Origin of the sequence: Anaerocolumna jejuensis DSM 15929 (assembly GCF_900142215.1) — a bacterium.
Taxonomy (GTDB): domain Bacteria; phylum Bacillota; class Clostridia; order Lachnospirales; family Lachnospiraceae; genus Anaerocolumna; species Anaerocolumna jejuensis.
Genome location: NZ_FRAC01000043.1, coordinates 21484 through 40975, shown reverse-complemented (window position 1 = coordinate 40975; position 19492 = coordinate 21484). Strand labels below are relative to the sequence as shown.

At 36.2% G+C, this 19492-nt stretch carries 18 protein-coding genes; 5 read left to right on the top strand and 13 right to left on the bottom strand.

Annotation, left to right across the window (positions count from 1 at the left end; all coding sequences use genetic code 11):
• A partial coding sequence (locus tag BUB77_RS27255; protein WP_139241341.1) for a helix-turn-helix domain-containing protein occupies positions 1 to 263 on the bottom strand: 263 nt, incomplete at its 3' end.
• Positions 264 to 317: 54 nt separating this feature from the next.
• Positions 318 to 1646 carry a glycoside hydrolase family 43 protein gene (locus BUB77_RS27250; protein ID WP_084124806.1) on the bottom strand — a complete coding sequence of 443 codons (1329 nt, stop codon included), beginning with the start codon at positions 1644 to 1646 and terminating at the stop codon, positions 318 to 320.
• Positions 1647 to 1952: 306 nt separating this feature from the next.
• Here BUB77_RS27250 and BUB77_RS27245 point away from each other — a divergent pair, with 306 nt between their 5' ends.
• From BUB77_RS27245 to BUB77_RS27235, 3 genes are all read left to right on the top strand, one after another.
• Entirely contained in the window at positions 1953 to 2720 is a 768-nt protein-coding gene (locus BUB77_RS27245; RefSeq protein WP_170866771.1) for a helix-turn-helix transcriptional regulator, read from the top strand.
• Between the two features lie 295 nt (positions 2721 to 3015).
• Positions 3016 to 4578 (top strand): sensor histidine kinase, encoded by a 1563-nt coding sequence (locus tag BUB77_RS27240; protein ID WP_170866770.1) that lies wholly within the window; start codon positions 3016 to 3018, stop codon positions 4576 to 4578.
• Positions 4579 to 6135 carry a response regulator transcription factor gene (locus BUB77_RS27235; RefSeq protein WP_242962598.1) on the top strand — a complete coding sequence of 519 codons (1557 nt, stop codon included), beginning with the start codon at positions 4579 to 4581 and terminating at the stop codon, positions 6133 to 6135.
• A 71-nt stretch (positions 6136 to 6206) separates the two neighbouring features.
• Here BUB77_RS27235 and BUB77_RS27230 read toward each other — a convergent pair whose 3' ends face one another.
• The 5 genes from BUB77_RS27230 to BUB77_RS27210 all read right to left on the bottom strand — a co-directional run bounded on the left by BUB77_RS27230 (position 6207) and on the right by BUB77_RS27210 (position 12529).
• The gene (locus BUB77_RS27230) at positions 6207 to 8000 is read right to left on the bottom strand and encodes a type 2 periplasmic-binding domain-containing protein (protein WP_084124804.1); all 1794 of its coding nucleotides are present in this window, start codon (positions 7998 to 8000) and stop codon (positions 6207 to 6209) included.
• Between the two features lie 78 nt (positions 8001 to 8078).
• On the bottom strand, positions 8079 to 8987 hold the full coding sequence (locus tag BUB77_RS27225; RefSeq protein WP_073280333.1) for a carbohydrate ABC transporter permease: 909 nt from the start codon (positions 8985 to 8987) through the stop codon (positions 8079 to 8081).
• 19 nt (positions 8988 to 9006) lie between these two features.
• Positions 9007 to 9960, bottom strand: a complete 954-nt coding sequence (locus BUB77_RS27220; RefSeq protein ID WP_073280332.1) for an ABC transporter permease subunit — start codon at positions 9958 to 9960, stop codon at positions 9007 to 9009.
• Positions 9961 to 10465: 505 nt separating this feature from the next.
• Positions 10466 to 11740 carry a cytidylate kinase family protein gene (locus tag BUB77_RS27215; protein WP_073280331.1) on the bottom strand — a complete coding sequence of 425 codons (1275 nt, stop codon included), beginning with the start codon at positions 11738 to 11740 and terminating at the stop codon, positions 10466 to 10468.
• 243 nt (positions 11741 to 11983) lie between these two features.
• Positions 11984 to 12529, bottom strand: a complete 546-nt coding sequence (locus BUB77_RS27210; RefSeq protein ID WP_073280330.1) for a phenolic acid decarboxylase — start codon at positions 12527 to 12529, stop codon at positions 11984 to 11986.
• 117 nt (positions 12530 to 12646) lie between these two features.
• Here BUB77_RS27210 and BUB77_RS27205 point away from each other — a divergent pair, with 117 nt between their 5' ends.
• Positions 12647 to 13180 carry a PadR family transcriptional regulator gene (locus BUB77_RS27205; RefSeq protein WP_073280329.1) on the top strand — a complete coding sequence of 178 codons (534 nt, stop codon included), beginning with the start codon at positions 12647 to 12649 and terminating at the stop codon, positions 13178 to 13180.
• A gap of 287 nt (positions 13181 to 13467) precedes the next feature.
• Here the strand turns inward: BUB77_RS27205 and BUB77_RS27200 are convergent, their stop codons facing one another.
• Positions 13468 to 14787: an aminotransferase-like domain-containing protein gene (locus BUB77_RS27200; protein ID WP_073280328.1), complete on the bottom strand. Its 1320-nt coding sequence runs from the start codon at positions 14785 to 14787 to the stop codon at positions 13468 to 13470.
• Between the two features lie 205 nt (positions 14788 to 14992).
• Here BUB77_RS27200 and BUB77_RS27195 point away from each other — a divergent pair, with 205 nt between their 5' ends.
• Entirely contained in the window at positions 14993 to 16243 is a 1251-nt protein-coding gene (locus tag BUB77_RS27195) for a diaminopimelate decarboxylase family protein (protein ID WP_073280327.1), read from the top strand.
• 116 nt (positions 16244 to 16359) lie between these two features.
• Here the strand turns inward: BUB77_RS27195 and BUB77_RS27190 are convergent, their stop codons facing one another.
• The 5 genes from BUB77_RS27190 to BUB77_RS27175 all read right to left on the bottom strand — a co-directional run bounded on the left by BUB77_RS27190 (position 16360) and on the right by BUB77_RS27175 (position 19408).
• Positions 16360 to 16689, bottom strand: coding sequence for a sensor histidine kinase (locus tag BUB77_RS27190; RefSeq protein WP_278277759.1), 330 nt, complete (start codon positions 16687 to 16689; stop codon positions 16360 to 16362).
• A 162-nt stretch (positions 16690 to 16851) separates the two neighbouring features.
• A complete protein-coding gene (locus tag BUB77_RS27185) occupies positions 16852 to 17727 on the bottom strand; it encodes an EFR1 family ferrodoxin (RefSeq protein WP_073280325.1) in 876 nt (291 codons plus the stop codon).
• Positions 17728 to 17843: 116 nt separating this feature from the next.
• Positions 17844 to 18020 (bottom strand): hypothetical protein, encoded by a 177-nt coding sequence (locus BUB77_RS30190; protein ID WP_170866769.1) that lies wholly within the window; start codon positions 18018 to 18020, stop codon positions 17844 to 17846.
• A 19-nt stretch (positions 18021 to 18039) separates the two neighbouring features.
• Entirely contained in the window at positions 18040 to 18600 is a 561-nt protein-coding gene (locus tag BUB77_RS27180; protein WP_084124800.1) for a TetR/AcrR family transcriptional regulator, read from the bottom strand.
• A gap of 208 nt (positions 18601 to 18808) precedes the next feature.
• A complete protein-coding gene (locus BUB77_RS27175) occupies positions 18809 to 19408 on the bottom strand; it encodes a hypothetical protein (RefSeq protein WP_073280323.1) in 600 nt (199 codons plus the stop codon).
• Between the last annotated feature and the right edge of the window lie 84 nt (positions 19409 to 19492).

Sequence of the window (19492 nt, the reverse complement as noted above, 5' to 3'; positions counted from 1 at the left end):
GATATTTCAGAAGGTCTTCCAGAACGAGCAGCATCAAATAGTGCTGCATCAATTCCACCGTCATAGTATTTTGAGATACAGAGACGCACAGTACGTTTACTTATGTTTAGTCTGGTGGCTATTTCATCAAAAGAAATACCATCAGCTTTATATAATAAAATTCTTGCACGGTCGACAACCTGAGCTTGAATAGTTCTTGTTTTTGATAATGATTTAAGATATGTTTTGTCTTCATCAGACAAAGGTAAAAAGGTCTGCTTCATATTCACCAATCCTTTAAATTTGACGAATATATTATAACACATATCAAAACATTATTATATATGGTACTTATTTAATTTATGATATACTAGTGTGGCTTTATTTTCATTTTTTAATGGCAACATTTGCTCTATCGATTTTATATCTCCGATATTAAGGCGCTCAATTACTTCAAACAAATTACCTGTTTGGCGTATTGCAAAATCGTAATGATGATTTTCATCCATATACAATGTTATGCCCGCTTCACAATCATTAACACTTACATCACAGGATACGCACCCATAGAAGTCTTTTTGACGAATTCCTATAAAGGTCGGAGAGGCGGTTTGATCAAGCGAAACTTCAGTTCCTTTCAGTATTACTTTATCTTTTTTTAAGTCATAGTTATCAATATTAGGGTGACGTAAATAACACCACTCCTTTTTCCATTCTGTATTTCCAAAGGTATAGCTCTTTTTCTCTTGCTGAACAGTACTGTCATTCGTGTAGTCCATATTAAAACTTTTTACTGTTGTTCCATTATTACCTGCTGTAAACCAGCCATTCTCATTAAATGTTACCGGTGTAAGGAAAACTTCACGTCCAAGATGATGATATGTAGCCCAGCGCCCTATTTGACGGAATCCAAGATGAATCATCCACCAATTTCCTTTGTTGTCCTGAATGAGATCACCATGACCTACTCCTTGTATTTCATAACCTCCTAAATTCCGGTTTGTTAAAACAGGGTTATGAGGATATGCTTCAAAAGTACCATAAGGGGATAAACCGCGAGCATATGTTACCATATGACCATATTCAGTGCCGCCTTCTGCTGCCATTAAATAATATTCTTCGTTTATTTTATACAAGTGGGGACTTTCAAGATAACGTCCACCGGAGCCCTGCCAGATAGTTTGGCTCAAGGTAAGCTTTTTTCCGGTTTCAATGTCAATTTCACATTGAACAATACCTGAAATTCCATTATCATCTGAACCATTACTCATAAAATATGCCTTGTCAGATTCAAAATAGAAAGAAGGATCAATCCCGCCCTGCTCTACAAAAATTGGCTCTGACCATTCACCATAAATATCATCCGTCCATACATAAAAATTCTGATGGGTGGTATCATTAGTAGTAGTCATATAGAACTTCCCGTTATTATACCGTATCGTAGGCGCAAAAACTCCGCCTGAACTATTGATACCTTCAAGATGAATCTGACTCTCTCTTGTAAGACAATGCCCGATTTGTTTCCAGTTAATAAGATCCTTACTTTCAAAAAGAGGAACACCTGGAAAATACTGAAAAGAACTACACACAAGATAATATGTATCCCCAACCTTACATACGCTGGGATCAGGATAAAATCCTTTTATCACAGGATTACTGTATTTCATTTTTATACCTCCTAATATTTAACTGCTATTTTTTCTTTTTTATTTAAAAAATTCTTTCTCCTTTCTATTAATACTTAAAAGCTATATCATACACCACGTTTGAGTAATAACAGTATATTTAATAATATTTTGATTATACAAATATTGCTTTCTGTGGTATCATATATCTAGTATATTAAGGAATTAGATTTTACTCAAGAATGTTAATTTGATAAAAGAGGTGTTTTTTTGATGTCTTACCAATTTAAAACTTTCTATTTTGCATCCTTTGATGAGTTTACCGAGCCACCTTTTGAGCTGAAGGATATGGGTATTGAATACAGAAATACGTCTGACTACTATTTTGATAATAACGATAGAAATATGCAAGGCTACTTATTCCAATATACCCTAAAAGGACATGGAATGTTTGAAATAAACCATCAGGTTTATCAGATTGAACCTGGTCAAGCCTTCTTTATAAAAATTCCTGATGATGAAAAATATTTCTGTCCTGATAATTTGAATGAAGATGGCTGGCAGCTTCTCTATATTCATTTTGAAGGAACAGCCGTAAAGCCTTATTTTGATAAGATTATTCAAAAAACAGGAAAAATCTTGAAACTTGATCCGAATAGTAACGTATTGCAATATCTTCTTAAACTACACAATGATTTACTTAATGGTATGAAGATACCTCCCTTTGTCGGAAGCGAGATTGTCTTTCACTTTCTGTCTCTTTTATGCAGAACTCTGGCCTATAATCAAGATGCATATTCGTTAAAAACAAGATTTGCAATAGAATTTATGGAAAACGAATTTGCTGATATTGATAGCATAAAAAATCTGGCGGACAAATTGGGGATTTCATTGAGCCATTTTACAAGAGAATTTACAAAAGAAACAGGTACGAATCCAATTAAGTATCTCACTAATATCAGAATGGAGAATGCAATGCAATTATTGACAAATACCAATTTATCCATAAATGAGATTGCTGTAAAATGTGGTTTTTCCTGCGGTAATTATTTCAGTAAAATATTCAAGAAAAACAGCCATCAGTCTCCTTACCAGTTTCGAATTGAAAAAAGATAAGCTTATACTCTGTTCAACTATTTATATATATTTTTTGAAAGGTATAAAAATCATGAAGTTTCTACTAACGATAAAAAGATTGTTTCGTTATATGAATGTAAAAAAGCAATTAAATCTGATATATTTACTTACTCTCCTGCTTCCGATTCTGATAATTGGAATTACTTTGCTTATCAGTTCAAGACAACTTCTTATAGAGCATTATCAGACACTGGTAGAATCCGATAACACCAGAGTAAAATCAATTATGTTCGATGTTACCACTACGGTAAACAATATTTCTGATGATATTTTTATGGATAAAAAGCTTCAGTTTTTTTTGGAAACCCGTTATGCTGATGAGCATGATTCCTATAAAAAATGCAGCTCATATTATAAGTATATAAGTGACTACATTGCAAAAAACACCTTTATTTCTTCTATCGATCTTTATACTACCAACCCTACAATCGTCAGCTACGCTTCAATCAAACCGACAACCAGTGATATCTTGGTTTCCGATTGGTATATTGCCGCAACCAAATATGCCGACGTAATATGGAGAAGTCTGCCCTCAAAAGATTCTTGGGGTAATGCAACCCAGGAACTGTGTTTGTTACGGCGTATTCCCATTATTTCTACCGGAGAATACGCTGTATTAGTCATCAGAATTAGTAATATATATTTAAAAAATAGAATTCAAAACAATTCCCTCTCCAATACTATAGCTGTAAATCAAGACCCGGTATTCTTTAGTACCGAGCGTAGGCAGTCAGGTAATCTTCTTCCTGTACCCATTGATTACTGTAAACCGATGTATAAGTACTCCGGTCAGTTAAGTTATGAAAGTAAAAAGAATATTGCACAGATTTCTACACTGGTTCCTTATCACTCCAAAGATAAAATATATATTCTTACAATAAATTTCAATGCCTTTCCTGATACCGCAAGAATCTTATTCACTATTGCTTTAATTATACTGCTTGGAGCTATTATTCCGTACATATTGTTCGCTTTATTCAATCAGCGCTTCAGCACCCGCATCATTACATTGCGACGAGAGATGCATAAAGCGAGTAAGGGAGATTATGATATTATTGATAATTTTAACGGAAATGATGAACTTACAGAAGTTTTTTCAGACCTTAAAATAATGATACACAGTATTAAGCTAATGGATTCCCAAATGTACGAAGAGAAAATCCAGAAACAGGTCCTAAAAAATCAGCAGCAAAAAATGGAGTTTAAAATGCTTGCCAGCCAGATCAATCCACATTTTCTATATAATACCCTTGAAACAATACGGATGAAAGCTCTAATGGAGGGAAATCTCGATGTTGCAAAAGCTATAAAATTATTGGGTAAGTCAATGCATTATGTATTAGAAAATACCGGAATCTCTTCCACCAGTTTGCAAAAGGAATTGGATTATATATCCATATATCTATCAATACAAAAACTACGCTATAAAGACAGGGTTAATTATCAATTGCATGTTCCTGATTTTCTGAACCCGGAAGAATATGAGATATTACCCCTACTTTTACAGCCAATAGTAGAAAATTCTATCCTTCACGGACTTGAACGAGCAAAATATGAAGGTCATATTGATATCGAAGTACAAACACGGGATGATGAACTTCTGATTATAAATATTAAGGATAACGGTTTTGGAATGACAAAAGAAAAACTTGAAGAGTTAAAGGAATATATCCGTATTCCTGTACATAAACCCAATATGAGCATTGGCCTTTATAATATAAGTCAGCGAATCAAATTATTTTACGGTGAAGCTTATGGGTTAGAGATAAAAAGCCATCCCATGGAAGGTACATGTGTAACTTTGACTCTTCCCCTGCACGTTACAATGGAGGAATAAATGATGTTGAATGTTCTTATAGCTGACGATGAAGAAATAATACGAGAGGGTCTCAAATTCGTCGTGGATTGGAATAAGTTGGGGTTTTCCATTTGCGGGGAAGCAAGTGATGGAGATGAAGCACTGAAAAAAATTATAGAAATAAAACCGGATTTGGTTTTATTGGACATACGGATGCCAAATCTTTTGGGTACTGAGATAGTTCAATTAACACGAGAGCAGAATTATAACGGACATTTCATCATACTTAGCGGTTACTCAGATTTTAAATATGCTCAGACAGCCATACACTATAGTGTTGATTCTTACTTAATCAAGCCTATTGATGAAGATGAGTTATATCAGGCAGTAAATGAGGTAAAAAATTCGCTACTGCTTGAGCAGCTAAATTCTAATAGAATAAACCAATATCGTGAGAAAGCTAAACTTACCATATTACGAGACATTTTATTAAATAACAGTATAATGGATAATATTGACCTGGATGAAATCAATCTGACCGCCTCCGTCTATCAGGTTATTATCTATAAAAATTACAGTCAAGAAACCCATAAACTGACCTACAGTTTCGCGGATCTCTTAAAAGTATCGAATCAGGGAAATACTTCATTTGAATATGCTAATGTTCATCAAATGGATGTAATTCTGCTAAAAGGAGATTTTGCTTTAAAACGGTTTAAAAATATCCTTAAGCATTATGAAGATAAACCACAGAAGGGCTCTCCTTTGGACTCATTGTTTATCTCTTATGGCCGTTTAGTTTATAAACCGGAAGATATCCATTTTTCTTATAAAGATGCTTTAAATTTGCTGGACCGCCGTTTCTTCTGCGAGCCAAACCAACATACTATTGGTTTCGAACAGTCTCCTGACTTTAATGTCACTATTTATAGGATTACTCCTGAGGAGACCAAAAAGTATTGTGATATCTTTTGTTATTGCTTTCAAAGTAATAACCGTAATGCTCTGGTAGATGCCCTGTCAGACTTGGAAAAAAATTTATTCCACACCCAATCGGATATCTCTGAAATTAAAATATTTTTAGCGGATATCTATCTGCAGGTCAAACAGACAATCCAACGTATATACAGAACAGTAGATATACCATTTCCAACAAATTCATTAGTTATTAACTATATTAATAACAGATATTACTTATATGAAATTATTCAGTTTTTCTCAGAACAATTTGATCTGATACTGAATTCTGTTGGTGATTCTTCAAATGGACGTATTTGGGATGATATCATTAATTACATTCACATTAATTGTCATAACAACTTAAGAATAGAAAACATTGCACCACTATTTGGTTACAATTGCTCTTATTTTGGTAAAATTTTCAGTAAAAAATTTGATTGTAATTTCAATACATATCTTGACCATGTCCGAATAGAGAAATCGAAACAGCTTTTGCTCCAAGAAAATCTAAAGGTTTATGAAGTAGCAGAAAAATCTGGTTATAAAAACGTTGATTATTTTCATAAAAAATTCAAGAAATATGTGGGTGAAACTCCTGCAGAATTCCGCAAAAGAAGCAATTTTTATAGTAATTAGAATAAACTTCCCAAATTAGGAATATTCCTAAAATGGGAAGTTTATTTTAAACAATCCTTATGTAATTGAGATTATTTTGCTTTAGCCGCTGCTACCCTTGCATCATTTTGGTCTTTTGCATTTTTCTTATCAACAGCTAATACCTTATCATAACCAAGACCAATTACGGTATCCTGCATTTCTTTCAATAAACTGTTAAATTCTGTATCATTTTCAGCAAATACCATCTTCCAGGAATTTTCAATAATTATAGATCTGCATTGACCTCTAAGGGTTGTAATTTCAGAGTCTTCCGTAGGCGTAATATAAGAAGCACCCGGTGCAACTATTAATTGGTTATTTTTCTGAAGATATTCAATTGTTGTTTTTGCTCCCATTTTTGCCTGCCAGTCCTCATCCAGAGGTGTCGTATTTCTTTTAATGACAGAATCCCATAAAGTATAATTATAAGGGAAGCCAGTCTCCGGATTAACATCGCTTGGTATAACGGTTGTAAAGTTTAAAGCTGATACGCCGTCTTTCCAGATACCTCCGCCCCATTCCTCAGGAACTTGAGTATTTCCGCCGCCATAGAATGCTTCATAACCAAAATATGTCAATTCCGGCTTGCCATCCTTCATTTCCCATGTTAATCCTTCCGGTCCGCTGGATGCACTTCCCTGTGCCGAAGTACTCTTAATTCCTTCCGGTGAATATAACCAATCGATAAAATCTGCAAGCCTTTCTTTGTCTTTCGCACCGCTTCCAATAGCAATCATTGCTCTTGTGCCATTAGGCGTACAACCAACAGACAGATCTTTCATATCATCGATTGAAGCAAGCATAAACCCTTTGCCTGCTGCCTTATTTTTAGGAGTATTAAAAGCAGCCTGACCCAGCCACGGCCAAGGAGAAAATAGAATTTGCCCGTCCTGATATTTTGTATATAAGGTATCATAATTCTGTGATGTGGATTCAGGATCCATTATTCCCATTTTGTTCGCTTCATAATATAATTTTAACATTCTAACATACATGGAATCACTGTCTATGATGCTCTGATAATCAGAACCGTCGGCTTTTGCTAAAACAAACCCCATTTCGTCATATCCATAAAAGCAAGTAGGTTGCTTTGCCAGCACCATCATATTTCCATCCCAATCTTTAAACAAGGAAAACGCATAGGTTTTCTTACCGGTATCGCTGGTCGGAACAGCATCACACATGGATTTTAATACCGGAAGCATATCTTCTATTGTTTTCATCTGTGGATACCCTACTGCTTTATAAGCATCCCATCGTATATAAGGTCCAAAAGTAGGATCCAGACCTTCGGAGGGATTGGTAGCCGGCTGTTCCGATACAGCGGAAGGAATGCCATAAACACCATCGCCTTCAACCAGGGAATTCAAGGAATCAATACCTGATTGATATTTTTTCAAATTTTTCTTGTCTGCAATTAAATCCTTTATATCTGTCAATAATCCGGCAGTTACCATATCCTGCATTCTACCGCCGTCAGCTCCATAGATAATTAAGTCACCAAGATTTCCGGCCGCTGAACGGGTCTGGTATAAAGTATCCCCGCCTCCTGCAACATTTGGAGCAATTAAATTAAGTTCCATATTGAACTTATCCTTTACAATCTTAGCAAACCAACCGGACTGAATCCCCTGATAATTTGCCAGTCCATCAAATACATCAACCGTAATTAACTTAGGATATTTTACTGCTCCCGTTGCAGCCGCATTACTTGAATTTCCCCCACTTGCTTGAGCAGCTCCCGGTGCACTGCTTTTTTCGGAATCATTGGCCTTTTTACAGCCTGTTAACATACTTGTTACCAATACGATACATAATAGTACACTTAGTATTTTTTTCTTCATACCTTTTCCTCCTAATAAAGATTTATTATATTAGCAAAATAAAAATTTATTTTGTTTTGCCCTCACTAAAACTGCAAGTTACCCTTTTACCGATCCAATCATAATACCTTTCACAAAGTATCTCTGGAATACCGGATAAACACACAGGATTGGAATACATACAATTACCGTAACCGTCATCCGTACGGAAGTGGGTGTCTGCTGTGTAGCTAATGCCATAATATTACCGCCAGTACCAGCATTATTATTAATTAAAGCCTTTAACGAGTTAGCTTGGTTAATATAGGTGTATAATAAATATTGCAATGAATATAATTTCTGATTAGTAATATAAATTAATGTATCATAAAATGAATTCCATTGCCCCACTGCTGAAAAAATAGCAATGGTTGCCAGAATCGGTTTACTGGTCGGTAATATTATTCTTCTGAATATGGTAAGGATTCCTGCACCATCAATTTCAGCAGCTTCCTGTAAAGAAGCCGGTATGGACTCAACATAAGTCTTTACAAGAATGATATTAAATGGCTGTACAATTGCCGGTATGATATAAACCCAGAAACTATCAGTCAGATGAAGACTTTTCATGGTTAAATACATAGGAATTAGACCTGCATTAAAGTACATTGTAATAACTATAAAACGATACCATAGACGCCTTTTCCACATTCTTTGCTGGGTAAACATAAATCCTAAAAATGCAGAAGCCAAAACAGTTGCCGCCGTGCCAAGTACCGTTCGGAATAAAGATATCGATGCAGCTCGCCCCAGCCCTCTAATCTTCATAACATTGATATAATTTTCAAAATGTATCTTTTTAGGCCAAAAGTTAATTGCTCCATTTACACTTAAATCATTTGCACTGATTGTATTTATGATTAAATAATAGAATGGATAGATACATATCAAGGTAAATACTATAAAAAAAGTGTAGTTTACAATATTAAAAAGAATATCCGATGCTGTTAAATTTGATTTCTTTTTCATAGTTCTGTCATACTCCCTTCTAGATAATTGATTCGCCGCGAACTTTTTTGGATACCTGATTAACCGCAAAGAGCAGTGTCACACTGACAATACTTTTCAACATACCGATTGCAGTTGCAAGGGAAGGGCTTCCACCGGTCATTCCTACATTGTAGACATATAAATCAAGAACCTGTATATGTTCTTTATTAAAGGCATTTTGGAATACATAATACTGATCCAGACCATTGTTTAAAAAGTTTGCTACGGATAGCATTAAAATAACAAAGAAAGTTGGCAATAACGCCGGAAAGGTTATATGTCTCATTAATTTAAATCGGTTAGCTCCATCTACTTTAGCTGCTTCATAAAGCTCCTGATCAACGCCTGCAATAGCTGCCAAGTACATAATCGACCCCCATCCAAGAGACTTCCATGTATACCACAACAGCATCGCCAACCATGTGTGTGAATCACTATCAAGAAATTTTACTGGTGTAAAGATTAAATTAAGCTTCATTAAAAAAGTATTGATCATACCGGTACCGGAAAACAAACTGTATGCTACGGAATACACCATAACCCAACTTATAAAATTAGGCACAGTAGTAAATGTCTGAATAAACTTTCTTAACCATTTACATTTAATTTCACTTAGGAAAATAGCAAAAAATACTGGTAAAATAGCCGTGGCAAGTGTTAATCCGCTCATAACAAAGGTATTAATCATAACCTGAGCAACCAGCTTCATTTGAGTAGCATTAGAAAAAAGCATCTTAAACCATTGTAACCCAACAAATTCACTTTGGGATAATTTCAACGGTGGTCTATAATCATAGAACGCATATATCCATCCATGTAAAGGATAATAAGAAAAGGCAAAGGATATAAGCAAAAACGGTAATATGTATAAAAACATTAGTTTTCCCTGCAAATTCTTATTTTTCTTTAATTTTCGATTGTTTTTGTCATGTGTTACTAATGAATCAGTCATCGTTAACCTCCTGAAATGGGCATTATCATTATAATGTAATTATTTCATTGCAGTAAATTCAATAAATGCGCTCATCCATGGAATATATGTAAATATAAGCTATAGCACATAAATTTCTATAATATTGTTTACTGGCATAACAAATTCTATCATTATCATCATTTCGTTAATACCCACGAGGCTCTATGTAATTTACAGCATAAATTTGTTATAGGATAGCTTAACAAAAAATACATGCATATTTAGTGTATAATACAAGAATTATTAGTGATTTTATGAAACTGTCCAATCCTATCATTGGAGCACCACTAGAAATGAGTACTGGAAATACCTTTTTTATTTGTCAAAATCATGAAAAAAAGCCCCGGAAAGTGCATGAAATCCACATTTTCCAGAGCTTAAACCACTGGTGGAGAAAGAGCAGAAATGATAATCTATAAGAAGTAAAATGCAAATGAATATATATTTTCACGGCAGTCGATATCTAAAAAAACAATGCCCTTTCCTAACCTTCTTTTCTCTTAATGCTTTCCAGCATTTCTAAAATCATTTTTTCCGTATGTTCCATTCCGGCTGAGGTATCAATGCATATCTGATAATTAGAAGCCAGCCCCCAAATTTGATGCGCATAATAGCGGTAATGCTCTGCTCTCTGCCTATCATTCTGCTGTATCTTTTTTCTTGCCTCTTTTTCACTTAAGCCTTCTGTCTTCATAATTCTTTTTACACGAAATTCTATAGGAGCGAAGAGAAAAACCTTTAAGCATTCGCGGTGTTCTCTTAAGATATAATCAGCACATCGGCCTACAATAACGCAGTTACTTTTTTGTGATACTTCTTTTACTACATTTGCTTCTGCTTCAAAAATAGCATCCTCCGGCGCTGTATGCTCTTGGGAATAGACATACATTTGATTGAACATATCAAAAATAAGACTGTTAGTCATTTTTTCTTCTCTTTGGGATATGTACTTCGGCGTATAACCTGTTGAACCGGCTGTCATTTGAATGATGTCCTTATCATAGAAATCAAAGGACAGTCTTTCTGCTAGTACTCTTCCAATCTCATGTCCACCACTGCCATACTGTCTGCCAATTACAATAGAAATTGCATTTTGCTGTTGCTTTTCTGGCTTAACATCAGCAGAAGAAAATAAAACTTGATTCAAAAATGATAAATGTCTGCCTATAAACCTTGCTATAAACCCTACCAGAACTGCTGCCACAATTGTACCTTCCCGTACACCGTAAAGGCGTTTTACAAAGCAAAATGATAATATCCCTGCTACTACTGTCATTGTAATGTCAAAGGCAACCTTTGTAATACCAAATTCTGTTTTCCATTGAAATACAACAGCCCTTACAAAGGCTTCTCCCGGCAGCATAACAACATCCGCAAGAACTTCCATATACACGCCGATTCCAAGAATTATACATCCTGCCAGGAGGCATAAAATTTTAGCTACGTACCATTCCGGTTGAACAGATTTAAATAAAGCCATACATACGTCAATAAAATATCCAAATACAATTGATACCGGAATCTGCAGTATATACTCCAGCTTAAAATTAATCCTTAATATCAGCAACTGCAGTAAAATCAATAGCAAACTGAAGAATATAGTAAAATTCCCAAGTGAAAAAGGGAAATTCAAGCTTAGCACATAAGGTATGGAGGAAATCGGCGATGTCCCCAAATTCGCTTTTGTAATCAGGCTGACCCCTAGCGAATTAATGAAAATTCCTATAATAAATATGACATAACGTTTAATTTTTTCCATCTTCAGTAATTATCCTTTCACATTCAATTAATAACACCTTTTGTTATGTAAGAGATTCCTCCATAATTTTCTTAATTCTATTAATCCCCTATCAGAGCTTATTTAACAAAGAAAATACTCCCTTTCAGTAAACTTAATTTTAATTGTTTACTAAAATGGGAGTGATCGCTGCATCTGAAAGCTGCCTTAAAGTATATTTATTATACCTGCATTACTTCACAATATAATGAACCAGCACGCCGATTATATATTAGATCTTATATGTTTATAATTCTCATCATAAAAATTTCCATTTCTGATACTATCAGTCATTCCTTTATAAGGTGCTTCATTAATAACATCTGCATTATCAATACCAGCTTCTCCAATATACGTAATTGTAGCAAATTCTGGAACAATATATTTCGGATAAGTAGCGTATTTCTCTCTTGCATCCAGCATAGTGTCTATATGTTCATTCTGATATGTAACTGTAATTTCCGGATGTTCGTGCACCCATTTAGGGAAAAAAATCACACCATGCAGTTTTCTTTCGTTTGGCATAAAATCCAGTGCTACATCTGTTCCAGTAGGCTCTGTCCACGTAATCTTAAATACCCCTTCTGTCAGTTTCACAATATTTGCTTCCTGATCGGTAACCCAACGCCCGGCAACCATTCCTCCATGGATTCTGTAATCTACAGTATGATCGTTCTTTGCATACCATTCATACTCCCAACCATTATCATAAGTGTAAATAAAATGTGTTCCAATAAAATCTGATAAATCTTTAAAAATTTTTTCTGACATTATCTTTTCCTCCATTATCATGAAATTACATACATGTAATTAATTACATATTATATTGTCAACATTTATGCTATACTATATTAAATAAAATGTCAACCAGATTTTTGGAGGAGTGATATGGCACAAAAAAATTTATTAAAATATATTCTTATAGGCTTGCTAGAAAACGAAAAAAAAACGGGTTATGATTTGAAAAAATTATTCGAAACAGAAATCGGTGAATTTTGGTCCGCAAAACATAGTCAAATATATTTAGAACTAAAGCGCTTGGAAGAGCAGGGATATATTGCATCCGAAACCGGTTTATTCGGAAATAAGATTGAAAAGACTTATTATACCGTTACAGAAAAAGGAAGAAGAGTACTAAATGAATGGGAGGAAACGCCTACCGGAGAACTTCCAATAAACAAGGATGAATTTATTCTTAAATTATATTTTATTCATAATAAAAATGACAAACGAATTAAAGAAATGTTATCCGAGCAATATAGGTTACATGCTTCAAAATTATTCCATTTACAGGAGCGAATGAAACTGCTATTCAAGGATGAAATATCACGTACTAAGAACTACGGTCATTTTTTAATACTCGACCTTGCCATTCGGAGGGAGCAAGAATATATTGGATGGATAAAGCAATATTTATACTGATACCGGGTGTATCTCAAAGTTTGTGTCCCCCTCTAATCTGATGTAGAAGCTTACTCAGTTTAGAGGGTAATGTTGCCTAAATGAGCTCTGTTTCAAAGAAACGGCCAGTATAATCTCACTGCCATCAACTGTTACCATCCTATTTCTTCGATTGCTGCGTTCTACAAATAAGATATCACTGATTTTTGCAGCCTGATATCCTACTTTGGTTTAAATATTATACTTCGATTTATAGATTCATTTTTATATTGTAATAACTTATCAGGATAATGATATCCTGTGCGAGATTACTCAATTTCTGCCTTTATTAAGTTCACTGCTTTTACCAGTTCTTCATCACTACAGTTGCATACACACAGACGTATTCCCTCCGGTACGGAAAATCCCTCCAGACAGCAGCCTTTTATACTGTTTACCAGCACATTATATTTTTCCAGGCTGCTTACTATTTTCTCTGCCAAGCCTTTCTTTGTTTCAATATAGGCATAAATGCCCGTGGGAGGTATATGATATTCAATATCCTTTTGAAAGGCAAGTTCACAAGCCTCTTTCAAGACTTCCATCTTATTTTTATAGAATTTTCTAGTCCTTGCCACATGGGTTTTGTACATACGGCTTTTCAGATATATTTCCAGGGCACCCTGGGTCAATACCGGAGTATTTAAATCCATGCTTTGCTTATAAAGCAGAAATTCCTTTTTCAGCGGTTCCGGAATGATTGCCATTCCAAGGCGCAGTCCCGGTAATAATGTTTTGGAAAAGCTGCGGATATATATAACCCTCTCCTTCTCTCCCATTGCATACAGGGAATCCGCCTTATCCTCCAGCTCTAAATCTGCCAGGTAATCATCCTCTACAATATAAACATCATACCGGCTGGCCAGCCGTAGTATTTCCCGTTTTTGTTTTTCGTTATAGCTGAAGCCTGTGGGATTCTGAAATCTTGGCATGGTATAGAAGAATTTAATATCCCCTGTTTTAAAAAGTGCTTCCAGCTCCTTTAAATCAATACCCTCCTTCGTCCTTCTTACCCCTACGACCGGTACCCTATTACAACTCAGTACCTGAAGCATGACAGAATAAGTCGGCTGTTCCACAACTACTTTCGTACGTTCTCCGGGAAAGGGCATGGCGGCAAGAATATATAATGCCTGCTGGGCACCGTTGGTAATGAAAATATCCTGCTGCCTTGTAAAGATGTGAAAATTCATTAAATGCTTGGCCAGAGCTGTCCTTAATTCCACCATTCCCTGAGATGGTGCATATTCCATAAGCTTATTTCGATAGATGGAAATGGATTTCTCCATACAGTGATAAAAATCCTTATATGGGTTAATTGAATCCGGAGGCCTGACGGAAACTAAGTCAATTCCATCACCGGCATTTCCCCCCCTGTCTATAGACTTCACCACATAAAATCCGCTTTTAGGAGCTGCATAAATAAGGTGCTCCTCTTCCAAAAGCTTATAAGCTTTTACAACAGTATCCGAATTATATCCCGATGCCTTAGCATAGGACTGGATGGAAGGCAGCTTTTCACCCGGCTTAAATTCACCTCTGTTTATTCCCTCCCTGATGGAATCGGCAACCTTGTTATATTTGTACACGAATCTGTCCTCCTGTTTTCAGCTCTTTCTATACCGGTACAGATGCCTTTTCTGATACTTGTATTTTCCCTGCGGTTTCGGTAAGATTACTGCAATACTTCTGGAAATACGGTAAATACTGATTGAACATCAGCATTTACCATTTCACGTATAATTTATATTTATTACTACCATATCACAAATTAGAAAAGGAGTGTATCCCCTTATGAAAACTTTTCCCTTGGACTTTCATGATTTAAAGGAACTTATAGCCGAGTATCCTACCCCCTTCTATCTCTATGACGAAAAAGCTATCCGGGAAAATATACACCGTTTATACAAAGCTTTTTCCTGGAATCCGGGCTTCCGGGAATATTTTGCTGTGAAATCCACGCCTAATCCTTTTATAATGCAGCTATTTAAGGAGGAACATTGCGGTGTGGAATGTGCTTCGGTAACAGAATTAATTTTAGCCGATTCCTGCCTCTTTCATGGTGAAGAAATCATGTTCACCTCCAATGTAACTTCTGCCAGTGAATTTAAAAAGGCTGAAAGCCTGAATGCCATTATTAATCTGGACGACATTTCCCATATAGATTATCTGGAAAAACACGCAGGTCTTCCGGAGCTTATCTGCTTTCGCTTAAATCCCGGCGGCTCAATTGAATACGGGGATAAAGCAATATTAAATTATAATGATTATAAGTTCGGGTTTACTAAGGAGCAATTCATAGAAGGTGTAAATTGCTTAAAGAAGAAAGGTGTCAGACGCTTTGGCTTACACAGCCAGTTTGGATGCCACAGGACTGAAACGGATTATTTCGAAGAAAATGCCCGGCTGCTGTTTGAAAAAGTGGTTGATATTTATCATAGCACCGGTTTAAAATTTGAATTTATTAATCTGGCAGGAGGCTTGGGAATCCCCTATAAGGACGGCGACAGCCAGGCTGATATTGAAGCAGTGAGCCAGGCTATCAAAAGGGCCTATGAGGATATCCTGGAGCCCGCTGGTCTGACTCCGATGCCTTTATACATTGAATTTGGTATTTTCATGACCGGACCTTATGGTTATTTTGTATCCTCCGTCCTCCACGTCAAAGAAAATTATAAGACCTTCCTTGGCCTGGATGCTTCCACCAACAGCTTTATGAGTCCCTCCAGATATACGGATTATCATTATATAACCGTTGCCGGTAAAGAGAACGAAGCATGTAATTGCACTTATGACATTACCGGGGCTTTATGTGAAAACAGAGACCGTTTTGCAGAAGGCAGGAGCCTGCCTTCTATAGAACCGGGCGATATCCTGATTTTTCATGATGCTGGAGCCTATACCTATTCTCAGGCCAGTAATTTTAACGGGAGGCTGCGGCCTGCTGAGCTGCTCCTCTGCCAGGACGGTTCCCTGCGGCAGATACGGCAGGCAGAAACGCCGGCAGACTATTTTTCTACGCTGGATTTTCCTATAAAGTACTAAAATACGAATAATTCCATCCCCGGAGAGGCTGATTCAGGAATAGCAGACTGGTACCTGTCTGCTATTCCTGAATTAGCTTTCCGCAGGCTGGTATAAGCTTGCGATGGCTGCTTCCATCAGGCTAAATACAGACGAATGATAAATGTCGTTCCCTTTCCTTCTATGCTTTCAACTGAAATATTCCAGCCATGCCGTTCAATAATAGTCTTTACCACTGACAAGCCCAGTCCTGCACCGCCTGTTTTACGGGAACGTGATTTATTTACCCGATAAAATGGCTCAAAAATCTTATTAAGCTCATTAGACGGTATTCCGCTGCCAGTATCAGAAATCAAAATTTCCCCAATGTTATTATTACTCTCCGAAAGTGATATAACCGTAATCCTGCCACTGTCACGATTATATTTTACTGCATTTTCCAACAGGTTAAAAAATGCCTGATACAGCAGGCTTCGGTTTCCTTTTATCGCAGGAAGCAGTTGGCAATTAACTTCCGTATCGATATGCTTGTCTGCCAGTAAAGGTGTAAGCTCCGTAAAGATAGCGGAAAATAGAGTATCAAGCTGTCACTGTACCTTCTTATTTATTTAAATTTGCAAAATCAATCCTTAAGTCTCCTCATTCAAGTAATCAACTACCCCTTGCCAAAGCCTATTGGGCGAACCACTGTATTCGATCTGGCGCTGCAACTGGGTTTTTTCGCTCATTTCCCTCAAGTCATAGCCATTATCCAAAACAGAAAACTTTAATATTCCAGGCGAAAGAGCTTTTCTGGGACACGCATAAATACATTTCAGGCACCATATGCATTGAAAGCCAAATGCCGGAGAGCCATGCTTCATTGTAATATTTTGCTTGGGGCAATTCTTTATACACAAGCCGCATTGATTGCATTCCTTCGATATTTTAATCGATGTCCCAAAAACCCGTGCGCCAAAGTGTTCTGCTTTTCCGATGCCAGCAAAAATTCTATCCTGAAACTTGGGGTATGTAATATTTCTTTTTCCAGCCAACAGGTCCGAAACTATCTGTTCCACTTTGCGGGGCAATATATTAATTAAGCTGTAATTCAACAGCTCTTCGGCTTTGGAGGCAAAATTGGAGGGCATAACAAGCATTTTTTCGTATACCACATGATAGCCTTTTCTTTTGAGCAGACGTCCGCAATGAACACGGCAAGCGGTATTGGGTGAAACCTCCCCTCCGCCGGATACTGAGATAATGGCGGCCGGAGTGTCTTGGACTTCCGGTAATCCTTTTACCCAATCTTCTACAATAGATGCCAATCGAAAAGCATATACAGGAGAACAAATTATCAGCAGGTCTGATTTTTCACCTTGATATGCATGATACGAGGACACCGGTACGACCTTCACCTTTATTCCCAATTTGTCAAACTGTTCTTCAAAACAGTCAACAGCTGCTTTCGTTCCACCTGTTCCGGAGAAATATGCTAATGTAACCTCTCTTATAATAGTCGCCATTTTTTTGCTCCTTCCACCCAGCAATGATTTTTGCATAAAAAAACACTTCGCACTTTGAACTTCCTGTCTCCTTAGCTATTCGAAATGCCTGCTTTCAAAATGCCTGATATACGATATTATCCTTTTACCTTAAGCATATATAGGATAATCGTAACGAGGCATAGCAGCATTGTTCCAATGGAAAGTGCCGCATGAAAATTGACGTCCTTTTCCCCCGGCCCGAATTTCATCCACAACCCACAAAGCAAAGTAAAAGCAATCGCTACAATAGAAATGATTCCTAAAATTTTCATTTGATTTTCCTCCTTAAAATTAATCATTTATAAAAATATCTAAAATACCCTGAAACATTGTATCTCTTTGTTTTTTATCGTTAATATCAATCCCCGTATACTTCAAAAAGTCATCGGTACGATAAAAGATTAATTGTGTGAAAGATATAAGCTGATAGGCAATAATTCTGCATTCGGCTTCAGACCTTTTATCTATGCAGCACTCTTTTATCATGGGGAGAATATAGTATGGTAATTCTATTTCACCCTCTAACAGCAGGTAAGGAATAGTGGGTTTTGTAATATCAGAATAGTCACTTGTAATATCAGACATCGTGACTAAAAATTCTTTTAACCTTTGCTTGGGGGGTATGTCGCTATTTATAATTTCTTTCAGCTCATCGGCTCTGTCCGCCATTAATTTACTGACAGCAGTGTTTACCAGTGCATCCTTTGAACTAAAGTAGTAATTTATCATAGCCAGATTGGCGTCCGCTTCTCTGGCAATTTGCCGGGCAGTAATTTTTACTGGATTTTCACTTTCCTTCAAAAGTTTCATAGTAGCTTGAATCAGCAGCTCTTTGACATTTTCGATTTGCATTATATAAGAACCTCCTGTTATTCTTTATTAAACGCGTTTAATACATGTATAATATACTATATTAAAGCTTACATGTCAATTATTGTTTATCTTTTTGATAATATTTTGATGAGATTTATAATTAAAACGCATTAACTAATCTATTTACTTAAAAAGGGTTACAAAAAGGGTGATTAGTCCAATGCCCCAATCACCCTTTTATTTATTCTTATTTAGATTTCTGTGCGAATATCTGATCGTAAATCAATATGTATTCAATGCAATCATTATCATCTAAGTAATAGCTGAGCCACATCCGATTACCTGCCGCATCTCCCTCTTTTGAATCGACTTCTTTTTTACCATCAAATGCTACCACATATGTTCTGGAGTATTCTGTTTCATACTTGAAATTTTTTTCTATTTTATCTGCACTATCGCCTACCGCCATATCGTTAAAGGTTTTAACTTTATCGCTAATCACTTTAATGCATCTCGAATTTTCTTCTTCATTAAACAGGATATCGACTAAATTATCGTAATCATAACCTTCCCAAACCGCCACTTTAGCAGATGTTCCTTCCCCTAATTTATCTTCAATATCACTCTTTGTATCCGAGTATTTTATCGCATGACCATTAACTATTATCGTACCCGGTTCTGTCGCTGTCTTTTTCCCGCATGACACAAAAGTCATAACTATGAAACAAACCAATAAGGTTAATATTCGTTTCATTCTACCTCCAGATATAATACCTCCATTGCTTTTATAACTCTGCTTTGCCTCTTTTACAGTACTGGAATCCATACCTTTCGCTTTCGTAAACATTGCTTTCTCCTCTCTGTTGATTGTTAAAATTATAACATTTGATGCAGGTTTGCGCAATAAAAAGCCAATTACAAAGAGAATTAT